The 23,647-nt window shown below is 41.8% G+C and carries 19 protein-coding genes and 1 pseudogene; 8 read left to right on the top strand and 12 right to left on the bottom strand.

All coding sequences use genetic code 11. The features are described 5' to 3' along the window. Window positions 1-113: 113 nt before the first annotated feature. Both yegD and L2740_RS19935 read left to right on the top strand, forming a co-directional pair. Window positions 114-1,484 carry a molecular chaperone gene (gene yegD, locus L2740_RS19940; RefSeq protein ID WP_248951780.1) on the top strand — a complete coding sequence of 457 codons (1,371 nt, stop codon included), beginning with the start codon at window positions 114-116 and terminating at the stop codon, window positions 1,482-1,484. Window positions 1,485-1,572: 88 nt separating this feature from the next. Beyond that, window positions 1,573-2,064 carry a CreA family protein gene (locus tag L2740_RS19935; RefSeq protein ID WP_248951779.1) on the top strand — a complete coding sequence of 164 codons (492 nt, stop codon included), beginning with the start codon at window positions 1,573-1,575 and terminating at the stop codon, window positions 2,062-2,064. A gap of 140 nt (window positions 2,065-2,204) precedes the next feature. Here the strand turns inward: L2740_RS19935 and L2740_RS19930 are convergent, their stop codons facing one another. The 4 genes from L2740_RS19930 to pdsR all read right to left on the bottom strand — a co-directional run bounded on the left by L2740_RS19930 (window position 2,205) and on the right by pdsR (window position 7,190). Next, window positions 2,205-2,780 carry a pilus assembly FimT family protein gene (locus L2740_RS19930; RefSeq protein WP_248951778.1) on the bottom strand — a complete coding sequence of 192 codons (576 nt, stop codon included), beginning with the start codon at window positions 2,778-2,780 and terminating at the stop codon, window positions 2,205-2,207. A gap of 217 nt (window positions 2,781-2,997) precedes the next feature. Beyond that, a complete protein-coding gene (locus tag L2740_RS19925) occupies window positions 2,998-4,182 on the bottom strand; it encodes a cystathionine beta-lyase (RefSeq protein WP_248951777.1) in 1,185 nt (394 codons plus the stop codon). Between the two features lie 79 nt (window positions 4,183-4,261). Next, window positions 4,262-6,445: a proteobacterial dedicated sortase system histidine kinase gene (gene pdsS, locus L2740_RS19920; protein ID WP_248951776.1), complete on the bottom strand. Its 2,184-nt coding sequence runs from the start codon at window positions 6,443-6,445 to the stop codon at window positions 4,262-4,264. A gap of 52 nt (window positions 6,446-6,497) precedes the next feature. Beyond that, complete coding sequence (gene pdsR, locus L2740_RS19915; RefSeq protein ID WP_248951775.1) at window positions 6,498-7,190, bottom strand: proteobacterial dedicated sortase system response regulator; 693 nt, start codon at window positions 7,188-7,190, stop codon at window positions 6,498-6,500. Window positions 7,191-7,437: 247 nt separating this feature from the next. On the opposite strand from pdsR, the gene pdsO reads away from it, so the two are divergent. The 3 genes from pdsO to L2740_RS19900 are packed head-to-tail and all read left to right on the top strand — an operon-like array spanning window position 7,438 to window position 11,388. Further along, window positions 7,438-8,202, top strand: coding sequence for a sortase-associated OmpA-like protein PdsO (gene pdsO, locus L2740_RS19910; protein ID WP_248951774.1), 765 nt, complete (start codon window positions 7,438-7,440; stop codon window positions 8,200-8,202). A gap of 47 nt (window positions 8,203-8,249) precedes the next feature. Further along, complete coding sequence (locus L2740_RS19905) at window positions 8,250-10,700, top strand: marine proteobacterial sortase target protein (RefSeq protein WP_248951773.1); 2,451 nt, start codon at window positions 8,250-8,252, stop codon at window positions 10,698-10,700. Further along, window positions 10,693-11,388, top strand: a complete 696-nt coding sequence (locus tag L2740_RS19900) for a class GN sortase (protein WP_338056269.1) — start codon at window positions 10,693-10,695, stop codon at window positions 11,386-11,388. The genes L2740_RS19905 and L2740_RS19900 overlap by 8 nt, the downstream gene beginning before the upstream one ends. A gap of 168 nt (window positions 11,389-11,556) precedes the next feature. Here L2740_RS19900 and L2740_RS19895 read toward each other — a convergent pair whose 3' ends face one another. The 3 genes from L2740_RS19895 to L2740_RS19885 form a co-directional block, all read right to left on the bottom strand. Further along, window positions 11,557-12,576, bottom strand: coding sequence for a GGDEF domain-containing protein (locus L2740_RS19895; protein ID WP_248951771.1), 1,020 nt, complete (start codon window positions 12,574-12,576; stop codon window positions 11,557-11,559). A 292-nt stretch (window positions 12,577-12,868) separates the two neighbouring features. Next, on the bottom strand, window positions 12,869-13,741 hold the full coding sequence (locus L2740_RS19890) for a hypothetical protein (RefSeq protein ID WP_248951770.1): 873 nt from the start codon (window positions 13,739-13,741) through the stop codon (window positions 12,869-12,871). A gap of 671 nt (window positions 13,742-14,412) precedes the next feature. Then, window positions 14,413-14,784: a diacylglycerol kinase gene (locus tag L2740_RS19885; RefSeq protein ID WP_248951769.1), complete on the bottom strand. Its 372-nt coding sequence runs from the start codon at window positions 14,782-14,784 to the stop codon at window positions 14,413-14,415. Between the two features lie 240 nt (window positions 14,785-15,024). On the opposite strand from L2740_RS19885, the gene L2740_RS19880 reads away from it, so the two are divergent. Continuing rightward, window positions 15,025-15,903, top strand: coding sequence for a DNA ligase (locus tag L2740_RS19880; protein WP_248951768.1), 879 nt, complete (start codon window positions 15,025-15,027; stop codon window positions 15,901-15,903). Window positions 15,904-16,099: 196 nt separating this feature from the next. Here L2740_RS19880 and L2740_RS19875 read toward each other — a convergent pair whose 3' ends face one another. After that, complete coding sequence (locus tag L2740_RS19875; RefSeq protein ID WP_248951767.1) at window positions 16,100-16,756, bottom strand: nitroreductase family protein; 657 nt, start codon at window positions 16,754-16,756, stop codon at window positions 16,100-16,102. Between the two features lie 366 nt (window positions 16,757-17,122). Between L2740_RS19875 and L2740_RS19870 the strand changes: the two genes are divergently transcribed. Continuing rightward, window positions 17,123-17,614, top strand: coding sequence for a low molecular weight protein-tyrosine-phosphatase (locus tag L2740_RS19870; protein ID WP_248951766.1), 492 nt, complete (start codon window positions 17,123-17,125; stop codon window positions 17,612-17,614). A 134-nt stretch (window positions 17,615-17,748) separates the two neighbouring features. On the opposite strand, the gene ylqF is transcribed toward L2740_RS19870, so the two are convergent. Together ylqF and L2740_RS19860 are read right to left on the bottom strand one after the other, a co-directional pair. Further along, window positions 17,749-18,687, bottom strand: a complete 939-nt coding sequence (gene ylqF / locus L2740_RS19865; protein WP_248951765.1) for a ribosome biogenesis GTPase YlqF — start codon at window positions 18,685-18,687, stop codon at window positions 17,749-17,751. Between the two features lie 117 nt (window positions 18,688-18,804). After that, entirely contained in the window at window positions 18,805-19,644 is an 840-nt protein-coding gene (locus L2740_RS19860) for an isopenicillin N synthase family dioxygenase (protein ID WP_248951764.1), read from the bottom strand. Between the two features lie 491 nt (window positions 19,645-20,135). Between L2740_RS19860 and L2740_RS19855 the strand changes: the two genes are divergently transcribed. Further along, window positions 20,136-21,044 (top strand): bifunctional methionine sulfoxide reductase B/A protein, encoded by a 909-nt coding sequence (locus tag L2740_RS19855; protein WP_248951763.1) that lies wholly within the window; start codon window positions 20,136-20,138, stop codon window positions 21,042-21,044. 423 nt (window positions 21,045-21,467) lie between these two features. Here L2740_RS19855 and L2740_RS19850 read toward each other — a convergent pair whose 3' ends face one another. Together L2740_RS19850 and L2740_RS19845 are read right to left on the bottom strand one after the other, a co-directional pair. After that, window positions 21,468-23,027: a SulP family inorganic anion transporter gene (locus tag L2740_RS19850; protein ID WP_248951762.1), complete on the bottom strand. Its 1,560-nt coding sequence runs from the start codon at window positions 23,025-23,027 to the stop codon at window positions 21,468-21,470. A gap of 129 nt (window positions 23,028-23,156) precedes the next feature. Beyond that, window positions 23,157-23,647, bottom strand: a pseudogene (locus L2740_RS19845) (ribonuclease E); the annotation flags it as partial.

The raw sequence follows: 23,647 nt of genomic DNA, 5'->3' as shown, positions 1-23,647 counted from the left end.
CTTATGCATTAAAAGCAGCTATAGGCTGCTTTTTTTATTTCCAAAATCCACTTTTTCCTTGAGTCTGTCTGTGCTATTTTGCACGGCTTTTTTACGCGTTAAAGGATAAGGGAATGTTTGTAGGTTTTGACTACGGTAGTGCTAACTGCGCGATAGGTGTTATTGAAAACGGTGAAGTACGCTTAGTTCCTTTATCTGCTGATTCCAAGTACTTAAGTTCAACGCTATACGCGATGGATCGTGAACTTATTGCTGAAGCGGTATTGAAACAATTACCTCAAGCGGAACAAGCTGAATATGCCCGTATGCGCGCAGCGCAATTGAGCCGCGGCGCAGCTGCACGTCGAGAGTTAGACTTATTACCTAACGAACAAGCTGTTTTTGTGGGTGAGCAAGCGATTGAAGCCTATTTAGATATGCCGGACGAAGGTTTTTATGTTCGCTCTCCTAAATCTTTTCTAGGCGCGAGCGGTTTGCATGATAGCCAAATTGCTTTGTTTGAAGACATTGTGACGTTAATGATGATGCACATCAAAAAACAAGCAGAAAAGAGTTTAGCAAACGGTGCCAGCGTTATTACTCATGCGGTCATAGGTCGACCTGTAAACTTTCAAGGCATAGGTGGCGAGCAAAGTAACATTCAAGCAGAAACCATTTTATCGTTAGCGGCAAAGCGTGCTGGCTTTACTGAGGTTGATTTCTTATTTGAACCTCTTGCGGCAGGTATGGATTATGAAGCCTCGCTGCAAGAAGACGTGACTGTGCTTGTAGTCGATGTTGGTGGTGGTACTACCGACTGCTCGATGGTAAAAATGGGACCAAGCCATATTGATAATCGTGACCGAAGCCAAGACTTTTTAGGTCATAGTGGTCAGCGTATTGGTGGTAACGATTTGGATATCGCACTATCGATGGCATCATTTATGCCTCATCTTGGTTTAGGGAGTTTGATGACCAATAAACTACCGGTTCCAAGTAAGCCATTTTGGAATGCTGTGGCGGTTAATGATATCAGCGCACAACGAGACTTTAGTGCTTTAGCCTCTAAAAAGCTGATTGAAGATTTGATAAAAGATGCCCAAAGTCCAGACCTTATAAAGCGTTTACTCAAGGTACAAAAAGAGCAATTAGGCTACAAATTAGTGCGCAGTGCAGAGCAAAGTAAAATTGCTTTATCTGATCACAATAGCGTTGATACACCGCTGGATTACATTGATAACGGACTACATGCTAAAGTCAGTGAGGCTGACTTTGAAAATGCCATTACTATGCCGCTATCAAAAGTGGAAGCGTTAATGCGTGAAGCGCTTGAACAATCTGGTGTGATGCCTGATCGCATCTATGTTACTGGTGGCACGGCAAGAAGCCCGGCAATTTATAAACGTATTTCAGGGCTATTTCCTGAAATACCGATTGTTGTTGGTGATCACTTTGGTAGTGTAACCGCGGGTTTAACGCGTTGGGCTCAAAGAGTGTTTGCATAAAGTTAGCGCAAACGAAGCAAGGTAAGCGTTTTGCGTTGATCGCATCAGTTAGTTTAAGTAAGAATATAATCGTTTTTTAAGGATAGATATGACTGAATTAACCAAAAAGTTACTCTCAGCTACAGGGTTAGCAATATTGCTATCTTTGGGATTAAGCGGTTGTGGTGATGATGTGGGTAAAGTGAGCTTAGGTTTGTTTACCACTAAGGATGTGGTTATTGATGCACGCCACGATCCTAAGATACCGGGCGTGACTTGTCATATTAGTCGCGTCGAAGCTGATTTAAGTCTTGCAGATCCATCAGACATGAGCATTTCTTGTCGTCAAACTGGGCCGATTACAGCTGCAGAGCTTGCTAATATCGATAAGAGTAATAATGGTGAAGTAGTGTTCAAAGAATCACTCAGCATTTTATTTAAATCGCTTAAAGTGCGCCGCATTTATGATGCAGAAAATCAAACACTGCTCTATTTATCGTATTCAACCAAAGAAACAAATGGCAGCCATAAACATGCACTATCAACAGTGCCGTTATATGGTACCCAAGCTTGGATTGCTGGTGGCATTAAGAGTAATTAAGCTGACTAATATCTTAAGATATGCACTGACTTCTATGTGAGTGTCATCCTTATTTAGGCTAGGGCGTTAATAATACAAAAGGGTGGATCTAGTTCCCCCTTTTTTACGCGCTGTTTTAGGAATAAAGGTGTTATCGTTAACTAGCTTTTGATGAAAGATTTCACTGTGCCTGCCACTGAATCATAAACAATTTTAATATCAGCCTGCTCACGGCCTTGGGTATCACCAAGGGTTCGCAGAACATAGGTACACTCGGTTAGACCATCAGGATTAGTATCTGCTTGATGGCGGTAAGCTTGAAAATCACTGCCATTATCAACGTTTGATAAAGACACGCTTGCAGGATCTTGCTGTAAGGTATTCCATAAATCAACGCAACCTTGTTCACCTTTACCGATGTTTTTAGGTTGCCCCATAGGTGAATTTTTATCTATTCCAAGTGGATACCCGAAACTATTCATATCAAGTTCACCACCAGCAAAATCTGGCAGATCATTCATTGAATCATTGGCTCCGATTAATTGCCATTTGGTATGAGCAAAAGTCACTGACTGTTCCAGCGCTGCAGCTGTCGCTTGGACTCTTGCTATTTCACTATCCCGCTTCAGATCAATATATTTAGCGCTTGCAACCACAGCAAGAATAGCCAATACAATAATAACAACCACAAGTTCTATTAAGGTGAAGCCTTGTGATGAATCGATTTTTTTGATCATAAGTTTATCGGTAAATTTATAGATGCCTATAATCATAGAATATTTTGCCAAATAGCTAAAATAAACTTATGCCCTAACAAGGGGAAGATAATGTTTGATGCCGAGAAGATTAGGGTTTTATTTAGTGAAACACCATAATATTGAGTTGTTATAAGATGGCTTAAATAAAAAGCCAGCAGAATATGCTGGCTTTTAATGGGTTTGTATTACTTGGCTCTTAACCTATGTTGTTAAGCGCTAAGTTATAACGCTCAAATGCGGCATCAAGATCAGCGATCAAATCATCGACATTTTCAAGGCCTATATGCAAACGAATTAATGGCTTACTGCTATCCCATTTAGTCGCTGTGCGCAATTTGTCTATACCAAAAACGCCCAAAATAAGGCTTTCAAATCCGCCCCATGAAAAGCCCATTTTAAAATGCTGCATATTTTCGACAAAGGCGGTTACTGAGCGCACATCACCTTGCTTTAGCACAAATGAGAATAAGCCGTTAGAAGCACTAAAGTCGCGCTTAAAGAACTCATGACCCGGGCATGATTCAAACGCCGGGTGACGCAAATGGTCAACCTCTGGGCGGCTTGCAAGCCAATTAGCCACTTTAAGTGCGTTTTGCTCATGTTGAGCTAAACGAATACCTAAAGTGCGCAATCCGCGACTTGCTAGATATACATCATCTGGCGAAGTGCACTGGCCTAGCAGGTAGCTGTTTTCTCTTAATTGCTTCCAGTGTTTCTCATTAGCTGTTGCCGTTCCCATCATGACATCAGAGTGACCCACAATGTATTTGGTGGCAGCTTGAATTGAAATATCTACGCCCATTTCAAATGGTCGCGAGTTAATGGGAGACGCCCAGGTGTTATCAAGCATTACCACAATATCGTGCTGGTGAGCGATACGACTTAGCGTTGGAACGTCTTGAATCTCCATGGTGATAGACCCTGGAGATTCCAAAAATAGCACTTTAGTGTTGGGCTGAATAAGTGCCTCAATGCCATCACCGATCATAGGATCATAATAGGTGGTTTCAATGCCATAACCAGCTAGTAATTTATTACATAAGTCTCTAGTTGGCTCATAGGCACTGTCAACCATAAGTAGATGATCGCCTGCTTTTAAAAACGAGAGCAAACTATTACTGATGGCAGCGCTACCAGATGGATACAGGGCTGTACCAACGCCGCCTTCGAGTTCTGCAATTGCTGCTTGAAACGCAAAATGGGTCGGGCCTCCACGGCGGCCATAAAACATTTCGCCGTTGGCCTTATTTTTAGCGGCAAAGCGCATATCTTCAATGGTATCAAATACCATAGTTGATGCACGGTAGACAGGAGGGTTAATCACTCCTTGAGTCCACTTTTTATCACGGCCTAGACTGACTATCTGCGTTTCTTTTTTCATCGGACGTATTCCATCAGTTTTTATTTTTAGCCATCTTAACATCTAAACGGCTAAATTAAAGTGACAATTTTTTAGCTTGCTACAAACTTTCTTTACTTAACGGAAGCCGAATGCTGATCTGCACCCCATTTATATTGCCTGCATTGTCTTCAGTGTTAGTAGCGAAGATTTTGCTATCGTGAAATTGACAAATTAAACGGGCGATATAAAGACCTAAGCCTAAGTGCGGCTTATCTTGTGATTTTTGTGCGCGTACCGACACCATAGACTCAAATATTTGTTCAGCCATATTATCGGGTAGTGCAGGCCCTTGGTTACTAACACTTAACTCGGCAAACTTACCTTTTAGTTGCAGTGATACGGCAATGGGACTTTGGTCATGGCTAAACTCGAGTGCATTAGCGATGAGCTTATCCATTAATTGAGCAATATACTCAGGTACGCCGAGAACCGGTGCTGATTCTGACGTGATATCTAAGCTAAAAGCTTGAGTTGGATAGGTCATCTGGTAACCCTGCATGCAGCCGCCGATCACTTTTTCTAATGGGAATACTGAAGTTTCTGCGTGAGACAGACTTTCTTCTAGGCGTGTAGCCTCGCTCATATTATTGAGGATCATATTAAGTCTATTTACGCCTTCTTGCGCCCGATCAACATATTTGCGGGTGTCAGGATTTAACTCTTGCAGACCCAAATGCTCAAGTGACGACCGAACCACTGCAACAGGTGTGCGTAGCTCATGGGACAACCTTGAAGACATGTTCTCTAGGTAATGAGTATATTGACTTAAGCGGCTAACAATACTGGCAAAGCTGCGTGACAAATCACCAATCTCATCACGTACTTTAGAGCCTTGGATTTCATTTTTAATTCGTCCTTGGCTATCAATGGCCTGTTCTGCTTCATCGCGCAGTTTACGGATGCGACTAGAGATATTAGACGCAAAGAAAAACAGCGCTAAAGTGCCCATGCTCATCACCGTTAGAATAACGTTAAACAGCTTTTCTAGCGCCTTGTTGCGCAGTGTACGAATGCCATGAGTGGTTTCTTCAGCAATGACCACGCCCATCACTTTATCGTCAATCCAAATCGGGCTGGCAGCAGCGAGTACTACAGCTTTACTATCGGGGGTGAGCCGCCAGGTGGAGCCTTGCTGACCATTTAATGCTTTGGTGATATGGCTGCCTTGAAGCACAGTTGAGTCTTGCAACGAATCAATAAAGTCCTTCGCAGGCGTGGTTAAGATTTTATAATAAAGTGGATGCAGGTATTGGCGTTTAAATTTACCCCATCCAGAATCATCTTCTATATCAATAGATGAGCGTGACCATACGCTGTTATCTGAGCGAATATCACCAGATTTTGCCAATACACGGCCATGTTTATCGACCACCCAAATTCGCGAGCTATTATGGCTCATCCCCTTAATAATGCTTTCAATTTCGGGTGAGGGTACCAACACTGTGCCAAGTTTACTGACATCGTCAATGGCTGACGTGCCGACTACAGCATCGAGTGCGCGACTGCGTGGGTTATTGACATCATAGACAGCAAAGCCAAGCTTGCTGCCGACCATGTTGAGTGGGATCCGAAGCTCAACATTGTAGCCTTGTTTGCTTTTAGTCCATTTACCCTGAATTTTTACTTCAGGGGTGACAGGTTTGGTAAGTGCAGGATCTTCGGGGAGTTCAAAAGCACTGATCCAGCCATCTTGCGTGGTGGCAATGATATAGCGTCTAAATTGACCATCGGGTGCTAAGGTCGCAATAGCGATATGATCGTTTCTGTCGATGCTTAAGCTGTTTTTGCCACGATAAACCACATTGGCATCGTTGATCTCAAAAAACGCATAAAGATAACCCGCGTATTTACCCACCATATGGGTAAAACTTAAGTTTAGTGGTGCGCTATCATCACGTTTATAGATCTGATAATCGGCACCATAATTAAGTGCACGGTGACGATAGCTACTCCAATCGCCAAGTTTGCCGTCGAGCTGAATAGGGCCTGAAAGTGGATAAGCATATAAGTCACGGCCTTTTTCTACTTGGGTTAAAAAGCTGGCTTGGCTATCAAACAATTTGGGGCGTTCATGTAAAGCCGTTGCAAGTGCTTGAGTGGTACCCTCAAGGGTTCTTTCTTGACCATGGCGTAAATACTTTTCCATCTCCCAAACATACTGGTAGCCAAGCCAAGGTAGGCAGAGCAGAAATAACGACAATATAGCGACTTTAGTGCGCAGGCCTATCGGCATATTAAACATGGTGTAACAAGTACCTAATGAGTAACCCAAGTAAGTTTGTGTTCAAACATAATTAATTATGAGAATCCCAGCGATAACCCATACCGTAAACAGTATCGATACAGTCGAAATTGGGATCTTGCGCGATAAACTTTTTACGAATGCGCTTTACATGGGAAGTGATAGTTGAGTCATCAACAAAGATTTTAGCTTCTTGCATCAATTCTTGGCGCTGTCGCACATGGCCTGGACGTTTGGCTAAGGCATGAACCATCCAAAACTCAGTTACAGTTAGCTCTATTTGTACACCACTCCAAAATACCTGCATGCGGTTAACATCAATGGTTAACAAACCGTGTTCGACTAAGTGGCTTTCATCAATACTGACATTTTTTAGATCTGAGCGTCGAAACAAAGCTGCAAGCCTAGCAATAAGATGTGGAAAGCTAACGTCCTTACTTAGGTAATCATCAGCCCCAAGACGCAGGCCACACACGGTATCAAAATCGCTATCACGCGCGGTTAAAAAGATAATTGGTAGGGTGCTCGACATTGCACGCAGAGATTGGCACAGGGTAAAACCGCCATCGATTTCATTTTCAAGACCAATATCAATAATCGCAAGATCAGGTAGACGTGTATTAAAAGCTTGCATCGCTTGCGGGCGATTAGCATAAGCCTGCACACAGTAACCTTGTTGCTGCAGTACTTCTTTATAGTTTTCTCTAATTGCAGCTTCATCTTCAACTATTGCAATACGTTTCATGGTGTCTTTATTTCAGGCCTTAACTGTTTAATTGATTGTGACTATACAGCAAAATTAATAGGTTTGAAGTCGCAAACCGTGATTGCCATATTGTTGCCACAATTGAACTGCAAATCGCCATTTTTGCTCCCCTTAAAAGCCACTTCAATCAGTTTTAATAGCGTCATCGAAACAATAACGCTTAACCAACTTAACTTATCGATTGGCGTTGACTAATCGGATTGAACGGATACCCAAGGGGAACATTATGAAAAAGCAACTTATCTCTACTTTAGTTATTGGCGCACTTGTATTTTCTACTCAGGCGGCTGCAACGCAAAGCGTTGAACTTGAGCAAACGGCAGCTGCAGAATCAAGCAATAACGAAGAACTTATTGGTCTAACTTCAGGCATCGTACTCGGCGCTGTTGTTGGCGGCCCAGTTGGCGCCATTATTGGTGCGTTTACCGGTACGTTAGTGGGTAAGTCAGTTGGTGATGATGACGCGATTAAAACTCAGCAAGCCATGCTAGATGAAAAAGAGCAGCAATTAGTCGCGCTTAATCAGCAAAACCAGTCTTTGGTTGAACTCTCTGATCAATATGAACAAGCACAGCAACAATTAACCAGCTTAAAAATGGCTCAGGAGCAAAAGTTAACAGAGTTAGCATTAGGCTTGAATGTGCAATTTAAAACCGGTTCTTCAACCATAGAACCACACTTTCAAAGTCAGTTAAATGATATCGCTTATGCCATGTCGTTATCGCCAGAACTAACACTTGATTTAACTGGTTACGCTGACCGCCGCGGAGATGGCGATTATAACCAAGCCTTATCTGAACAACGAGTTGCCGAAGTGAAAAGTTATTTGGTTGCACAAGGTGTCGATGAAGCTCGTTTACATAAACAAGCCTTTGGTGACTCTTCTCCATTAATGGCAGAGCAAAGTTTTGAAAATGACTTCTTTGATCGCCGCGTGACCTTAAAACTGCAAAACCAAGAAGGCTCGCTCGCCGCTATTTCTGCTAAATAAAGGGATTTGCTCGGGTGAACTCACTTGGCTATGGATTGGATTAGCAAGTGGGTTCAGCCAAGGTGCAGCCTGATGCTGACGAGGATAAGGAAGTAAAAATGGCAGGGTATTTAACATTACATGCTGAGCATAAAACGCCGAACGCGATAGTAGCGTTTTTGGGCAAAATCGTAACCCCACTTACAATTGCTGTGATATCTATTTTTGTATCGCAGCAAGCATTTGCGTTATCCACAACAGAGGCGTTGGCAAAGGATAATGGAGTGCAAAGCGAGTCAATAAGCCAGGGTACGTTAGTTTTTGCCAACCAATATGGGCAGGTGACTCTGGCTTTGCCAATGAAAACTGATGTCAATATGCAAGTTTCTGGTTGGGTTAATCGGGTTGCTGTGCGCCATGAGTTTACCAATGCCTCAACAGAGTGGGTTAATGGTCAATATCTGTTTCCACTGCCTAACGAGGCGGCAGTCGATCAACTTAAATTACACATTGGCGATCGAGTTGTAGAAGGACAAATACAGCCCAAAGCCAAGGCCAAAGCGGTATATGAAAAAGCTAAATCGCAAGGTAAACAAGCCAGTTTACTGGAGCAAAAGCGCGCTAATATTTTTTGCGCCAAAGTAGCGAACTTAGCACCAGGACAAACCTTAATAGTAGAGCTGACATATCAAGAAACCTTGGATTATCGTGATGGTGAATTTAGCTTGCGCTTCCCTATGGTTGTAGCGCCACGTTATGCAGCAAAAGCTGAAGCCGATAGCCCACAAAAGACTCTGTCAAGTCAGCCACTGGACGATGAACAGAGCTTAAGCCAGCAAATTATGGCGCAAATTAAGCCACAAGAGTATGCACAATATAAAAAGCAGTTGTCTGCTAAACAAAGTGAGCTATCAAACGAGGCATTTCATCAACATGTGGCAGCTATTGCAAAACTGCCTAGCAATACAACTGGCTCGGCAACTCAGTTTGATGAAGCAAAGCAACAAGAAAATCTTGTTTCCATTAAGGTTAAATTTGATGCTGCCATGGCCATAGAAAATATTGTTAGCCCTTATCATCAAATTGATATCAATATGATTGAAGACGCAGCGGCTCAAGTCAGCCTCGCAAGTGACGCAATAGCTAATCGTGACTTTGTACTGACTTGGAAACCTGTTCAAGGCAGCGAGCCTTTGGCGGCGGTATTTTCACAACAAGGTAAAACGCATCAAAAAGAGCTAATTCAAAAGGGTTCAATTCAAGAGGGGCAGCTTTCAACGGCTCAAGATGAAATCAGCCACAGTAAAAGTACTGAACACTATGCTTTGGTGATGTTGATGCCACCACAAGGACAAACTGAACAAGCGAATATAATTGCAAGAGAGCTTATTCTAGTGATTGATACATCAGGCTCTATGTCTGGTGATGCAATTATTCAGGCCAAATCTGCGCTAAAGCATGCGTTAGCAGGACTTAGGCCGCAAGATAGGTTTAATATTTTGCAGTTCAATTCTAGTGTTGCCAAATGGTCGCAACAGGCGATGCCTGCGAGCGCTGTTAATATAGGTCGTGCTCAAAATTACATTAACCGCTTACAAGCTGATGGTGGCACCGAGATTGCACTGGCGTTGGATGCGGCGCTTAATCAACAAAAGAGTCACTTTTCTTGGCAATCGGCAAATAATGAGCCTAAATCTCGTCGCGGCAACGCTATTCGACAAGTGCTATTTATTACCGATGGCGCAGTAGCAAATGAGTCAGGATTATTTGAGCAAATACGTAACCAACTAGCAGATAGTCGACTATTTACGATAGGTATTGGCTCCGCACCTAATGCGCACTTTATGCAACGTGCTGCCGAGCTTGGTCGAGGAACTTACACTTACATAGGTAAGATGGATGAAGTGAATAGCAAAGTCGTTAACTTGTTAGAGAAGCTTGAGAAGCCGCAAGTGACAGATGTCGATCTTAAATTTAGTGATGGTAGCGTACCTGATTATTGGCCAGTAAATATCCCCGATCTATATGCACACGAACCTATTCTAGTGGCGGTGCGTATTCCAAATTATGTGAATAATGATCTACTGATTGAGGGGCAATTAGCTGGTCACTTCTGGCAGCGACGTTTGGCACTTAACAGCAGCGAGCAGGCTAAGGGTTTAGATTTAGTCTGGGCGCGTAAGCAAATTGCGGCTTTAGAGCTAACTAAGCAGAGCGCGAATAAACAGCGAATTGAAAAGCAAATCACCGCCATTGCAATGAACTTTCACATTATGAGTGCCTATACCAGTTTAGTTGCCGTAGATGTTACACCGGTTAAGCCTCAAGGCGTGCCTTCGGTTAATGCGAATGTTGAGCAGCATTTACCTCATGGCTGGCAAAGTAATCTGCAAGGCTTAAATCAGACACTGCCGCAGACTGGCACTAACAGTTATGTATTGTTGATTTTTGGCGGCATGCTGCTGTTATTAGCACTGTTGTATCGTTTGTCATTTGCTAGAAGCGTAACTGATGACTAATTTTAGCGGATTTTTTTATCAGCGTTTTACAGATAACTGTAAGCCTAAGGGGAGCGGTTTAGCTAAGGTCAGCAATAGAACTCGTCATTTTCACCGGTTCAGTTGTTGGTCACTATTACTAGTTGGTGCTTTATTGATGGCTCAAGGGGGATATATGCAAGCGAAAGCATATTTTGCGCAATTTTTAATTCAGCAAGCATGGCAAAAAACATTACAGGACAGGAGGCCGCATAAACCTTGGTCTTGGGCTGATACACACCCAGTGGCAAAAATGGATTTTTTACCTGCTAATATTCGCGATTATGATAGTGAACATGCTCGTTTAAATGGCGATAGTTTATATGTACTTGCCGGTGCGTCTGGGCGAAATTTAGCATTTGGACCTGCGCAAATGTTGTCTTCCGCTAATATTAATAGCCGTGGTAATACTGTGATTGCAGGCCACCGAGACACTCATTTTGCCAGGCTTAATGGCATCAAACTCGGTCAGCTAATTCGGCTACAAAGTGCAACAGGTAAAAGTCTAGTGTATAAGGTGATTATGGCTGAAGTGGTGCATGAGTCAGATATGACAGTGACTGAAGACAGCGGCGAAAGCCTATTAACTTTAGTGACTTGTTACCCTTTTGGTGCAGAGTTTGCGGGAGGAGAGCAGCGTTTTGTTGTTCAAGCTGTGCCAATTAATTAAATCCATCGGTTACAACTTGCAGCATTCATTACTCATAGCAAACACTAATAGTGCCTAATATTCGGCTCGTATTGGGTAATGTAGACCGGCTTGGTAGTGAATTATATTTAGTTTGCTGTATTGATATAAATACAGCAAACGAGCGTTAATGTGTTTACTCTTAATCCTTTACAGTGGCATGACTCGATTGCGGCCTAAGCGTTTTGCCTCATATAATTGTTTATCAGCACGTTCAATAAGTGCACTGTCGCTATCATTGAGCTTGTATTCAGCCACACCAAATGAGGCGTTGATGTTATTAATGGCAGTGCCTTTGCGTTTATCCTTTAGTAGTAACTTCTCTAAGCTTCTTCGCATTGATTCTGCAAGGTGGCGAGCGCGTCTGATTGCAGATTTTGGGACAATTAAGGCAAACTCTTCGCCGCCAAAGCGATACAACTTAGCGCCATCTTGGCAAGACTCCTGTAAACGCTTACTTACCGCTTTGAGCACTTGATCGCCTAATTGGTGGCCATAGGTATCGTTAAAGTCTTTAAAGTGATCAATATCGGCGATGATCAAGCAAAGCCCTTGAGGTTGTTGTTCAATAATTGCTTTTAGATCGTTATTAAATGCGCGGCGATTTAATGAATGAGTTAAAGCATCAAATAACATTTCATGCTCAGACTGCTTGAGTTGATGTTTTAAGCTATCGATTTCAGATTGTGCTTTGGCTAATTGCTCAGAAAAATGTTTAGCACTTATTCTTATCTCATTAGAGTCTTGTACTAAGTTTTTTACAACAGTAAGCACTTCTTCGATGGTAAAACCTTCATGCTCTATTTTATTTAGCTTATTGTAATTATTATCTATTTTACTCTGGAACTGGGTTGCATCGAGATTGGTATCTTTTATTGATTGCGATAATTCGGTAACCATAGCATCAAGGTTTTGACGCATGTCGATAAGATCTAGCTCGACGGGATCAGACAAAAACTCTTGGTAAAGACGCTCGCTCTGACTTGGTGGGCAAGTATTATACTGGCTAACAACCTTGTCTAAATGTTGGTTAAGCGAGGGTGTGTTTTCACCTACATAAGCATACCAAAGCGCATAGTTGGTCGGCGTAGTAGGTATTTGATGCTTTAGCATTAAGGGAATCGCTTTTTTTAATTTAGCCGCAGATTCCTTTAGCAGTGGACTCGCCATTGTGATCCTTTATCCGATATTTATATGTGCGCGTTAATGCAAAAGGGGTTTGCCTGCGCTAATTATCTTTCGCAACATTCTATTATGTTTTTAACCTCGGCTGAACTGGAAAAAGCATATTGTTGTTTTTGCTAATCTTCAAGTGGTTATTCTTGTACTGATTGGTATTCGTTTGCTGGTGGGATTAAAGCGCGGCCACTGCTATTAATGCGGAACCCCCATAAACGCAGTGACCGTTAGCTTGAAGCGAGAGCTTTAACAACAATGAATGGCTAAATTGCTAACTAAGAGATTAGAACTGATAGCTAATAGATAGCATTGGGCCGGTGAAGCTGTAGTAAATATTGTAGTCAGCAAGTTTGATGTCAGCTTCTGTAAAAGTAGACGTGTATTCAACGTCTACTTCGTAGTAGTTAAATGCTGCAGTCATATGCCAGTTTTCACTGATTTCAGCTTCAACACCGAGGCGAACATCCACTAGACCACCTTTTAAATCATCTAGCTTGATATAGAAATATTGCGCATGACTATTTAATTTAAAGCCAGGATAAAATTCATAAGAACCATAAATACCAACATCAGGCAGGGGAGCTGATAATTTTTCATCAACCACTTTAGGTACATCTATGGTGTCAGGACAACGTGTTTCAGTACCAGAATCACAGATCCCGATCCGTCCTTTAAATGCCGTTTTGATAAACATAGCATGTAAACCAACAGAAACGCCTACATCATAGTTGTCGCCCTGCCAAATATCGTAGCCGTAGCCCACGCGCATAATATCGATATTCAGAGTCGAATCGAGTGAGATCCCTGATTTGATATCGTAAGTTGTATCATCCCAAGTGAACTGAAAAGGCTTTTCAACTGACTGGACCACTGCATTGCGATGAAGTCGCTTCCAATCTACATATAGAATATGGCGGTCATTAAAGTGGTGGGAAAACTCAAAAAACGGTAAAAACTGCGATTCTTCTAATTTTAAATCAGATTCAAAATCAAGAGCGAATGCATTACCTAAAATAGGGTCGTTTACATCTATCGTTGAGTCGGTATTTGCATAAAAGCCACCGATACGAATAATGGTATTGTTTTCGGCAAAAGCCAAAGGGCTTGCGATAAAAGCAAGCAAAGTCATGCTGCGAATGATGAAACTTTTAAGCATTAAAAGTTACTCCGTCGTTCTTATTTTTATAGATTTAATTTGATAGTGCTTTTTATTATTTGATTTCTAGCATAGCAGGATCTCGCTGCGTGTGAATAAAATGTTTCAAAAAAGTGTATTTTATTTGATCTGTACCAGTTAGATAGTAAGTAGATGCCATTTTGTGCGGTTTATTGTTGTACTGTAATTTCTTTTAACATTAGTTTTTTTGTTTGAATTGCTGTTCATTCAACAGCACTTTGACTAGGAATAATCTTAAAATTGATTATATGTAAGGGAGATTGTCAACACGATTAGCGATAACCTCACTGAGTCAAGTAGGCTACAGGGTTCTATATTGCTTAAACTCAAGTTCAAGCCTTAAGTTTCAGGCGTTGTTTATTAAGCTGTAAGCTAAGTATTTTGGCCGAGTTGCCAATAAAAAGTGTTGATACGAAGGGCAATTAGAAAGGTAATCTAAAAGTTGTAGGGTAAAACATGCTAGCTAGAAAGCTAGCCTAGATTCAAACCGGAGCTTGAGCGTGTGGCGAACAGTCTTAAACTATTCAGTCTTGAATAGTTTAGCCATGAACTGAATGTTGCGCGATTTTGAACCATATCAATTCGATTTATCCGCCACATACTAAACTTTAGCTACAGTTGTTTATAATCACTTATCAATAGCCACTTATCTACAGTAACTTAGGAATAAGGATTAGTGCCCAAGTAAGGGCGCAAAATGCTAGACTCATAAATACGGCTGCTGATGCGATGTCTTTTGCTTGTCCGCTTAAAGGATGGTGTTCATCACTAATTCTATCTACAACAGCTTCAATAGCGGAGTTAATTAATTCAACGATCAACACTAAAAATAAACCGAAAATAAGTAGGATCCGCTCGACGATTGTCGCGTCTACTAAAAATGCTACCGGCAACATGATTGCAGCTAAAACCAACTCCTGTCTAAATGCGGCTTCATTTTTCCACGCTGACTTCAAGCCTTGCACCGAAAATCCAGTTGCTCTAATTACGCGCTTTATGCCTTGGTTATTCGCTGGTTTCATAGTATTCCATGTGTGCTAACGCCGCTTAATTGGCATTTGTAATCAAAATTTTGCAGATTATAGCATGAAGCTTTCGTTGATAAATGGTTAGCAAGATAGCTTTATAAATATAGAAAGGTAAGTTTTTAAGGTGACAGGTAAATAGCCATGAGCTGCACCTTGGCACATGATGTTGATCTTGCCTAGACTAATTAAAGGTTTCACAGGACATGAAGCGGTTAATTGCTAGGAGCACCCTATATGTTAGTCAAACACACTCAGTTGCTGATCCTCATTTTGATATTAAATGTAACTCCTTGGGCGAGCGCTTACGCACAAATTAAACAGCAAACTACAGTCAATAGCGTTAAGCCCTCAATTCAACTCGCCTCCACCCAGTCAAAGCCTGTGTCTAATTTAGCTGAATACTTAATCAGTGAAAAACTTGATGGTGTAAGAGGTTATTGGGATGGTAGCGCTATGTACAGTCGCTCAGGGCGAAAAATTCCAGTACCCCATTGGTTTGTAAAGGGCTTTCCAAGTTATCCGCTTGATGGGGAGCTTTGGATAAAGCGTGGCGCATTTGAGCAAGTATCGGGAATAGTTAGAAAATCAAAGGCGACCGACAAAGAGTGGCAGAGTATAACTTTTATGGTGTTTGATTTACCTGCTGAGACTAGTACGTTTGAGCTAAGGTATCAAAAGGCGATGAATGAGCTAAATGAAATCAGTCCCTATTTAAAGATAGTTGAACAGTATTCGCTCAATAATACACAGCAGCTTGATACCCGCTTGCAAGCTATTATTGATGAGGGCGGGGAAGGTTTGATGCTACATAAAAAATCAGCGATTTATCAGGTTGGTCGTAGTCAAGATATTGTCAAGTTAAAGCCTTTTTATGATGCAGAGGCAACTGTTATTGCTCACAAAGAGGGGAACGGAAAGTTTAGTGGTATGCTTGGAGCTCTGGTTGTTGAAAACGAGCAGGGCAAAGTATTTAAACTCGGTAGTGGTTTAAGTAAGGCGCAGCGTTTAAATCCACCTAAAATTGGTAGTTTAGTGACTTATAAGTATTATGGTTTGACGCAAAAGGGCACGCCCAGGTTTGCTAGCTTTGTGCGTGTAAGGGCGGCTCAATAGTGATCCCTGACAAAGGGTCTAGATTAACGGCTTTTATTTATCGTCGAGTTAAAAAATTGAACGAAGCACTTTATATTTTTTTAGTCGCTAATAGTAAAAAGGCTCAAGAGTTTTATCTTGAGCCTTTAAGACATATTGGGTCTACTTTAGAGCTGCCAACTACTTATATAACAATTTAGCTCTCAACCTCAAACGATTACAGTACCTGTAAAACTTGCTCTAATGGCAGACGTGACTTAGGTAATGCAGCATTATAATCTTCTGCGCTGTGGTGGTAACCCATAGCTAAAGCAACGCCACACACATAACCGTCAAGCTCTTCTTTAAAGATCTCACCAATAAGCTCGCTATCAACACCTTCCATTGTTGTTGAGTCGATGCCTAAGCGTGCAAGCACGTGTAAGGTGTTACCGAGTGCTAGATAAGTTTGTGCTTTAGTCCAAGTTGAATTATCACCATTTTCGTCCGTGTTTAGCTCAACGAATGCATATGCGCCAAATGCTTGCTCTCTTTCTTCAGGCTTAGAACGCTTGTCTTCAATGCCTTTGTCAACCACTTTAGTGTAATCTTCACGGCTATACTTTGGGTTGTGAGCAAACAATACGATATGTGAGGCAGCCTTGATATGTGGCTGATTAAACTGGAAGTTATTAGCAAAAGTATCATGCATACGCTGCTTAGCTTCATCGCTTTCAATCACAATGAATTTCCAAGGTTGTGAATTGATAGATGATGCTGAAAGGTTCATCGCTTGATAAATCACATCAAGATCGGCTTGAGGAATACGCTTAGATGCATCGTAGCGCTTTGCAGTGTAACGGCTTTCTAGATCAGCAATAATTGGGTGAGTCATATTCGTTTCCTAATGTTCAGCGGTGGAAGCAATTTAAAAGTTGCCGCTATGCTACCTATATATCTCAACTTGAAAAATAGTGTTTTAGTTGAATGATTATCAAGATTCTGTTGATAATAGAATTATTGAAATAATAGTGAATGATAAAGTTACATCTTTAGTTTAGTTTGAAGATGTATTCAGTCTAGGCAACAAGTGGATTAATCAACATAGCAGACAAGACCATATACGGTTGAGTGTCTCGTCACGCAATTGACAGCCATATGATTTTTTTGTTGTAGAGAGCAAATAATATTGAATTTAGTGACTAAATGCCTAGTCTGATTGTTTGAACAACACATTATATAAATAGTCTCTGAGGGATTTATGCCGACAAAAATTAAGTCTGTTCTATTTGTATGTATGGGCAACATATGCCGCTCGCCGTCTGCAGAGGCAATGTTTCGAGACAAAGCAAAACAAGCCGGTCTTGATATTGAGGTTGATTCGGCAGGCACCATTGCTTATCACCAAGGTAATCCACCAGATAAACGCTCTATTGCTGCAGGTGTTAAACGCGGCTTGAGTTTTGATGGTATGACAGCAAGACAAGTTGAGCTTGAAGACTTTGCTCATTTTGATTTAATTCTCGCAGCAGATAATCAAAACCTTCAGGATTTGCAGCGGATTTGTCCTGCACCGTTTAAGTCAAAACTAGCTTTGATTTTAGACTTTTGTGAATTTGATGAAAACGCGGCAATTTATGTTGAAGTGCCTGATCCTTATTATGGTGAAGGTGACGGCTTTGAGCTGGTGTTAGATCTGCTTGATAATAGTTGTAGTCAGTTGGTGCAGCGGATCCAAAGAGGTAGTATTTAGCTTAATTTAGCAGTATTTCCAAAGTCGTAATTACAGATCTAGAGCATTTTTTGGATATAGTTTTAATTTCTAACGTGACAAAGCAAAAAAGCGCTAATTAGCGCTTTTTTTGTTTACAAGAGTGTGGGCCAGCTTTAGCTAAAACGCTTACCTGAACGCTTAAGGCGCTCTTGCTCTTTACGGGCCTCTTCTTTGGCTTGTTTCTCTGCCAGTAATCTAGCTACTTCAATCTTTTCGATTTCAGCCATTTCAGGCGTTTCAAGCGACAATTGACCGATGCGCCCTGCACGGAAGTCATGCAATAACACTTCTGATGCTTTATGTAAGTCGATGCGTCCACCTGGGCGCAGTGCGCCGCGGTTACGGCCAATTGCTTCAAGTAGCTCGATATCGGTATCTGGCATCTGCTTGATTTTGTAACGCTCTGCAATCGCTTCTGGATACGCAGTTAAGAAATACTCTGCTGCAAACATAGCAACATCTTCATATTCCATTGCGGTATCTTTAATTGCGCCAGTCACGGCTAAACGGTAGCTACTTTTATCGTTATCGACTTTTGGCCACAAAATACCCGGTGTATCCGACAGTACGATGCCGTTCTTTAAATTGATACGTTGCTGGGTTTTAGTTACTGCTGGCTCGTTACCTGTTTTGGCAATCATTCGACCCGCAAGGGTGTTGATAATGGTAGATTTACCCACGTTTGGGATCCCCATAATCATAGTGCGGATATCTTTTTCAATTTTGTCGCGACTGGGCACAAACTTACGGCATAAGTCTGGGATTTTTTTTACTTGTCCAGCCTGCAAGGTAGTGATGGCCATCGCTTTAACACCTTGCTCTTGCTCAAGGTATTCAATCCAAGCTTGGGTTGTTTCTGGATCGGCTAAGTCAGATTTATTCAGTAGTTTGATACAAGGCTTATCGCCGCGAAGCGTTTGCACCATAGGGTTTTCACTACTGTAAGGGATCCGAGCGTCAAGCACTTCGATGACCAAATCGACTTGAGGCATAACCTCTTCGATCTCTTTTCGTGCTTTGTGCATGTGTCCTGGATACCACTGAATTGCCATGTGCGTGCTCTACTATCAAATTACATAATTGTGGGGATTTTACCTTGTAACGCTCAAGTTTAACAAACAAAAAGCGCCCTAAGGCGCTTATTGAGCAGTTATTCAGTGCCAATGTGGCTAAATAACACCTAATTCGCGTAAACGTTCCATTAAATAACTATCAGCGGTGTAGTTATCTGAAAGCTTAACCTCTGGATTCGGGTGCAGAAATAGTGGTAATGAAATACGTGATTTCGTTTTATCTAACCCTTCTGGGTTGATAACTCTATGGCTTGTTGATGGAAAGTAACCGCCCGATGCTTCTTGCAGCATGTCGCCGATATTAATAATCAAATTACCAAAATCGCTAGGTACGTCGATCCAGTTACCATCTTTTAGCTGAACTTGCAGTCCTGGTTCATTTGCTGCTGGCAAAACGGTTAGCAGATTAATGTCTTCGTGGGCTGCCGCGCGGATAGCTCCCATTTCTTCATCGCCTGACATAGGCGGATAATGCAGGACTCGTAGTAATGTCTTTTGGCTATTTTCAATCATTTTTGGCAGTGCGATTGAGAACTTTTGTTTGACGTCAGCAGGAGAGTATTGTTCTACCCATTCAAGAAGCTCTGCTGCTAAGTTATTGGCATTATTATAATAAGTTAAAATATTATCCCTTAACGTCTCAGGAATTCTTCCCCAAGGGTAAACATGAAAATACTCTTTAATATCTTTAACGCTGTGACCTTTTGCTGTTTCCGACACTTCAGCAGGAAAGAAGCCATCTTGAGTTTCAGGCTTAAACAGATAATTGCGTTTTTCATCTGAGTTAAAGAATTGGTGCCACTCTTGGTAGATCTCTTCTACAAGCTGCTTGTTGATAGGGTGATTAGTCAGTACGCCAAAGCCAGTCTCTCTTAAAGAGGTGACAAACTTCTCGGCTGCGTCATTTGCGCGATAATCGATCGTTTCTAGTGTCATTATGTTTCTTCTTATTATTAAACCCGAGGCAAGTTTAGCGGCGCAAAACACGGCGCGCAAACTTAAGTGACCTTGATCACACTCGCTATTGTTTTGCTCATCGAAAGCGCTTTATTTGCAACGTAATAAGCCGATAAAATTTAATCACTTAAGGTGTAACAGCTAGCGCGAAAATAACAACAATTAATTATTAGCGGTAATTAACGTACGGCAGTACAACAGCTATACCTACTAAAGTATTTTTTGACATTAGCGATAAATGACAGACTTAGGTATTAACCAGCGTTTAGGAGCATAGTTAACAGTTTAAGTTAACTGAGTTAAGCTATTGAGTAATCTTGAAAGCTTTTCTCCACGTATTGGGTCTAGTGGTTAGTAGCTGCTAGTAGTAAGTAATGTTAATCATCATTGCTGTATTGAGCAGTGCCAAGATGATTGAGAGAATTAAGATAGTTGTAAAGCAGCTAGATAGTATAAGGGGCTGAGATTTAATGCGTAAACTTACAGAATTTGAAAAGCACGTCATCGAACAGAAAGGCACAGAACGTCCTTTTAGCGGCGAATATAATCAACATGATGCCCTAGGTGTTTATTGCTGTAAAAAATGTGATGCACCACTTTATCGCTCTGAAAGTAAGTTTAATGCCCATTGTGGCTGGCCAGCTTTTGATGATGAAATTTCAGGTGCGGTAAAACGTAATATTGATGCTGATGGTAGACGTGTTGAAATTGTTTGCAATCAGTGTGAAGGGCATCTGGGACATGTGTTTGAAGGCGAGTTATTAACGCCTAAAAACGTGCGTCATTGCGTAAACTCTGTTTCGATGGTTTTTAAGCCATTAGAGCAGGGCACTAATACAACCAAGCTTGAATTAGCTACATTTGGCGGCGGCTGTTTTTGGTGTATTGAAGCGGTCTTTTCTGCAATTAAAGGGGTGAGTAAGGTCACTCCAGGTTATGCTGGTGGTGAAGCTAATGATGCTAACTATAAAGCGGTTTGCAGTGGTAATACGGCTCATGCTGAGGTTGTTCAAATAGAATTTGACCTAAGTATTGTCAGTTTTGAGTCTTTATTAGAGGTGTTTTGGGTAAGTCATGATCCAACTACATTGAATCGTCAAGGTAATGATGTTGGTCCTCAATATCGCTCAGTTATTTTTATTCATAATGAGCAACAAGCTTTGATTGCAAACAGTATGATAGAGGATTTAACCAGAATAGGTGCATGGCCAACCCCGATAGTGACGCAGATTGTTGGCTACGATGGTTTCTTTCCCGCAGAGACCTATCATAACGATTACTATGAGCTAAATGGTGAGCAGCCATATTGCCAAATGGTGGTAAAACCTAAAGTCGATAAAGTAAAAGCATTGTTTGCAGACAGACTTAAGGGCTCGTAGATACTATTATCTGAATGTTTATACCAATCAGTATAAGAATTTGATCTACTCAGAGCGGTTTTTGGCAAACTAATTCAAGGCGAATAGCTGCAATAATGGTTATTCCCTTATCAAGCTATTCAACGCAGAAGTAGGCAGCCAAAAACGCTCCAGAATGGCGAGTTTTAGCGATTCTGATGCTGTGTTAACGACCTTGAACGTAGAGCAACTATGCTCTTAACTCGTTGCGAGCTGCATGGATGCAGCGAATGTCATTAAAGAAGGAGCACTTAATGACCTTGCCTCAAGACCGCTAAAATCTCGCTGAGTGACTAAATGTTTATACTGATTGGTATTAGTCGATAGGTTTTGCAAAGTAGTTATTAACGTGAAACAAAAAAGACAGGCTTAGCCTGTCTTTTTTGGTTTCATTATTGTGTGTGCTTAAGAATCAAGCTTATCGTCAGCCACTTTGTAATGTGGATCTTCGATAAGGTTAACTTCTACTAAGTCACCGGCTTTTGCTAATAGCTCTTTACAGTCATTACTTAAGTGACGTAAATGCAGGCGCTTGCCGGCGCCAACGTAACGCTCTGCAAGTGTGTCTATTGCATCAAGTGCAGAGTGATCGCAAACGCGTGAGTTTTGGAAATCAACAATCACGTCTTGTGGATCTGTTTTAGCGTGGAATAAGTCTAAAAACTCAGCTACTGAACCGAAGAATAACGGACCATTTAGCTTGTACACTTTCCAGCCGTTTTGATCTTCACTGACTTCAACGTTGATGTGCTTTGCATGTTCCCAAGCAAACACAAGTGCAGATACGATAACACCGACAAATACGGCAAATGCAAGGTCGGTAAACACTGTCACAATGGTTACGAGCACAATCACAAATGCATCGTGCTTAGGCACTTTGCGCATCACTTTGAAACTCGCCCACTCGAAAGTGCCCAGTACAACCATAAACATTACACCGACAAGCGCTGCCAGCGGGATCATTTCAATTAATGAAGAACCAAATAGAATAAAGGCTAATAGTGCAATTGCCGCAGTGATCCCTGATAAACGGCCACGACCACCAGAGTTAATGTTAATCATTGATTGGCCGATCATCGCACAGCCACCCATAGCGCCGAAAAAGCCACTGGTGATATTACCAACACCCTGACCAATACACTCTTTATTACCGCGTCCGCGTGTGCCTGTCATCTCATCAATAACTGTGAGTGTTAGTAGTGACTCAATCAAACCTACTGCAGCTAAAATTAACGAGTAAGGTAATATGATGTATAAGGTTGCTAAGCTAAACTCAACTGCAGGGATTGAGAAGCTTGGTAGACTACCTGCAATTGTTGCATTTTCATCACCACTCATTGACTTCAAAAAATCCAATACGGTGCGAGTATCGAGATTTAAGAAAGTAACCAGCAAGGTCACGGTGAGAATAGCTGCTAACGATGATGGGATTGCTGTCGTCAATTTCGGTAAAAATTGGATTATTGCCATTGTTAAGGCAACTAGACCAAGCATTAAAATAAGTTGGTCTTGCGGCAGCCAGCCCATGACTCCATTTGCATCAGGCGTTTTAAATTGGCCTAACTGTGCAAGGAAAATAACAATCGCTAAGCCGTTTACGAAGCCGATCATCACTGGGTAGGGTACGATACGGATAAATTTACCCAGCTTTAAAACTCCAGCAGAAACTTGGATAAGACCTGCAAGTACTACTGCCGCAAATAAATATTGCACGCCATGCTCTGCCACAAGGGCCACCATAACCACTGCCATAGCGCCAGTTGCGCCTGAAATCATGCCAGGGCGACCGCCAATGAGTGCGGTGATAAGACCCATGATAAAAGCTGCGTATAGGCCAACCATCGGCTCTACACCTGCTACGAATGCAAATGCAACCGCTTCAGGAACCAAAGCTAAGGCTACGGTCAGTCCTGATAATAAATCAGCCCTATGGCTGGCTGTTTTGTGACGAATAAGATCGAACATTTAGCCTCTGTTAAAATATTGTTTAATTGACAAGGTGTATTGGCCGCGAATACTAACAAAAATACCGCAGTTTGAACATAAAAAAGCCATGCACGAATGCATGGCTTTTAGTGAAACAGTTAATTTCGTTTATGTACGAGCTGTTTCAGAGTTTGCGCTGTTTACTACTTTTGGTTTTGCAGTTTCAGTTGACGCAGATGCTTCATATTGGCGACCTGTTGGGGTGGCAATATTCTCTCTGCTTTCGACTGTAGGTTTAGTCGTTTCAGACATAACCATTGAACCAAAACGGCTAGTTGCTTTTACTGCAGGCTTAGCAGCTACTGGAGCTTCCGCAGGTGCTTCAGTTTTTACTTCTACCTTGGCTTGAGCTGGAGCAATTGCAGCAGGTCTTGCCATAGGTGCAGATGCGGTTTTAGCAACGGCTTCAGCTTTTACTTCAGCAGGTTCAGCAACAACTGCTGCTTCAGCTTTTACTTCAGCAGTTTCAGTCCCAACTGGTGCTTCAGCTTTTACTTCAGCAGTTTCAGTCACAACTGGTGCTTCAGCTTTTACTTCAGCAGTTTCAGTCACAACTGGTGCTTCAGCTTTTACTTCAGCAGTTTCAGTCACAACTGGTG

The organism is Shewanella pneumatophori, from assembly GCF_023283895.1.
In the GTDB taxonomy this organism is placed as follows: Bacteria; Pseudomonadota; Gammaproteobacteria; order Enterobacterales; family Shewanellaceae; genus Shewanella; species Shewanella pneumatophori.
This window is presented reverse-complemented; position numbering and strand designations above follow the sequence as displayed.

Coding starts and splice junctions, on each gene's coding strand:
- L2740_RS19885 (WP_248951769.1), bottom strand. CDS start 14,784: ATGAAACCAGCGAATAACCAAGGCATAAAGCGCGTAATTAGAGCAACT.
- L2740_RS19900 (WP_338056269.1), top strand. CDS start 10,693: ATGACTAATTTTAGCGGATTTTTTTATCAGCGTTTTACAGATAACTGT.
- L2740_RS19930 (WP_248951778.1), bottom strand. CDS start 2,780: ATGATCAAAAAAATCGATTCATCACAAGGCTTCACCTTAATAGAACTT.
- pdsR (WP_248951775.1), bottom strand. CDS start 7,190: ATGAAACGTATTGCAATAGTTGAAGATGAAGCTGCAATTAGAGAAAAC.
- yegD (WP_248951780.1), top strand. CDS start 114: ATGTTTGTAGGTTTTGACTACGGTAGTGCTAACTGCGCGATAGGTGTT.
- L2740_RS19875 (WP_248951767.1), bottom strand. CDS start 16,756: ATGACTCACCCAATTATTGCTGATCTAGAAAGCCGTTACACTGCAAAG.
- L2740_RS19880 (WP_248951768.1), top strand. CDS start 15,025: ATGTTAGTCAAACACACTCAGTTGCTGATCCTCATTTTGATATTAAAT.
- pdsS (WP_248951776.1), bottom strand. CDS start 6,445: ATGTTTAATATGCCGATAGGCCTGCGCACTAAAGTCGCTATATTGTCG.
- L2740_RS19935 (WP_248951779.1), top strand. CDS start 1,573: ATGACTGAATTAACCAAAAAGTTACTCTCAGCTACAGGGTTAGCAATA.
- L2740_RS19890 (WP_248951770.1), bottom strand. CDS start 13,741: ATGCTTAAAAGTTTCATCATTCGCAGCATGACTTTGCTTGCTTTTATC.
- L2740_RS19855 (WP_248951763.1), top strand. CDS start 20,136: ATGCGTAAACTTACAGAATTTGAAAAGCACGTCATCGAACAGAAAGGC.
- pdsO (WP_248951774.1), top strand. CDS start 7,438: ATGAAAAAGCAACTTATCTCTACTTTAGTTATTGGCGCACTTGTATTT.
- L2740_RS19860 (WP_248951764.1), bottom strand. CDS start 19,644: ATGACACTAGAAACGATCGATTATCGCGCAAATGACGCAGCCGAGAAG.
- L2740_RS19925 (WP_248951777.1), bottom strand. CDS start 4,182: ATGAAAAAAGAAACGCAGATAGTCAGTCTAGGCCGTGATAAAAAGTGG.
- L2740_RS19895 (WP_248951771.1), bottom strand. CDS start 12,576: ATGGCGAGTCCACTGCTAAAGGAATCTGCGGCTAAATTAAAAAAAGCG.
- ylqF (WP_248951765.1), bottom strand. CDS start 18,687: ATGGCAATTCAGTGGTATCCAGGACACATGCACAAAGCACGAAAAGAG.
- L2740_RS19870 (WP_248951766.1), top strand. CDS start 17,123: ATGCCGACAAAAATTAAGTCTGTTCTATTTGTATGTATGGGCAACATA.
- L2740_RS19850 (WP_248951762.1), bottom strand. CDS start 23,027: ATGTTCGATCTTATTCGTCACAAAACAGCCAGCCATAGGGCTGATTTA.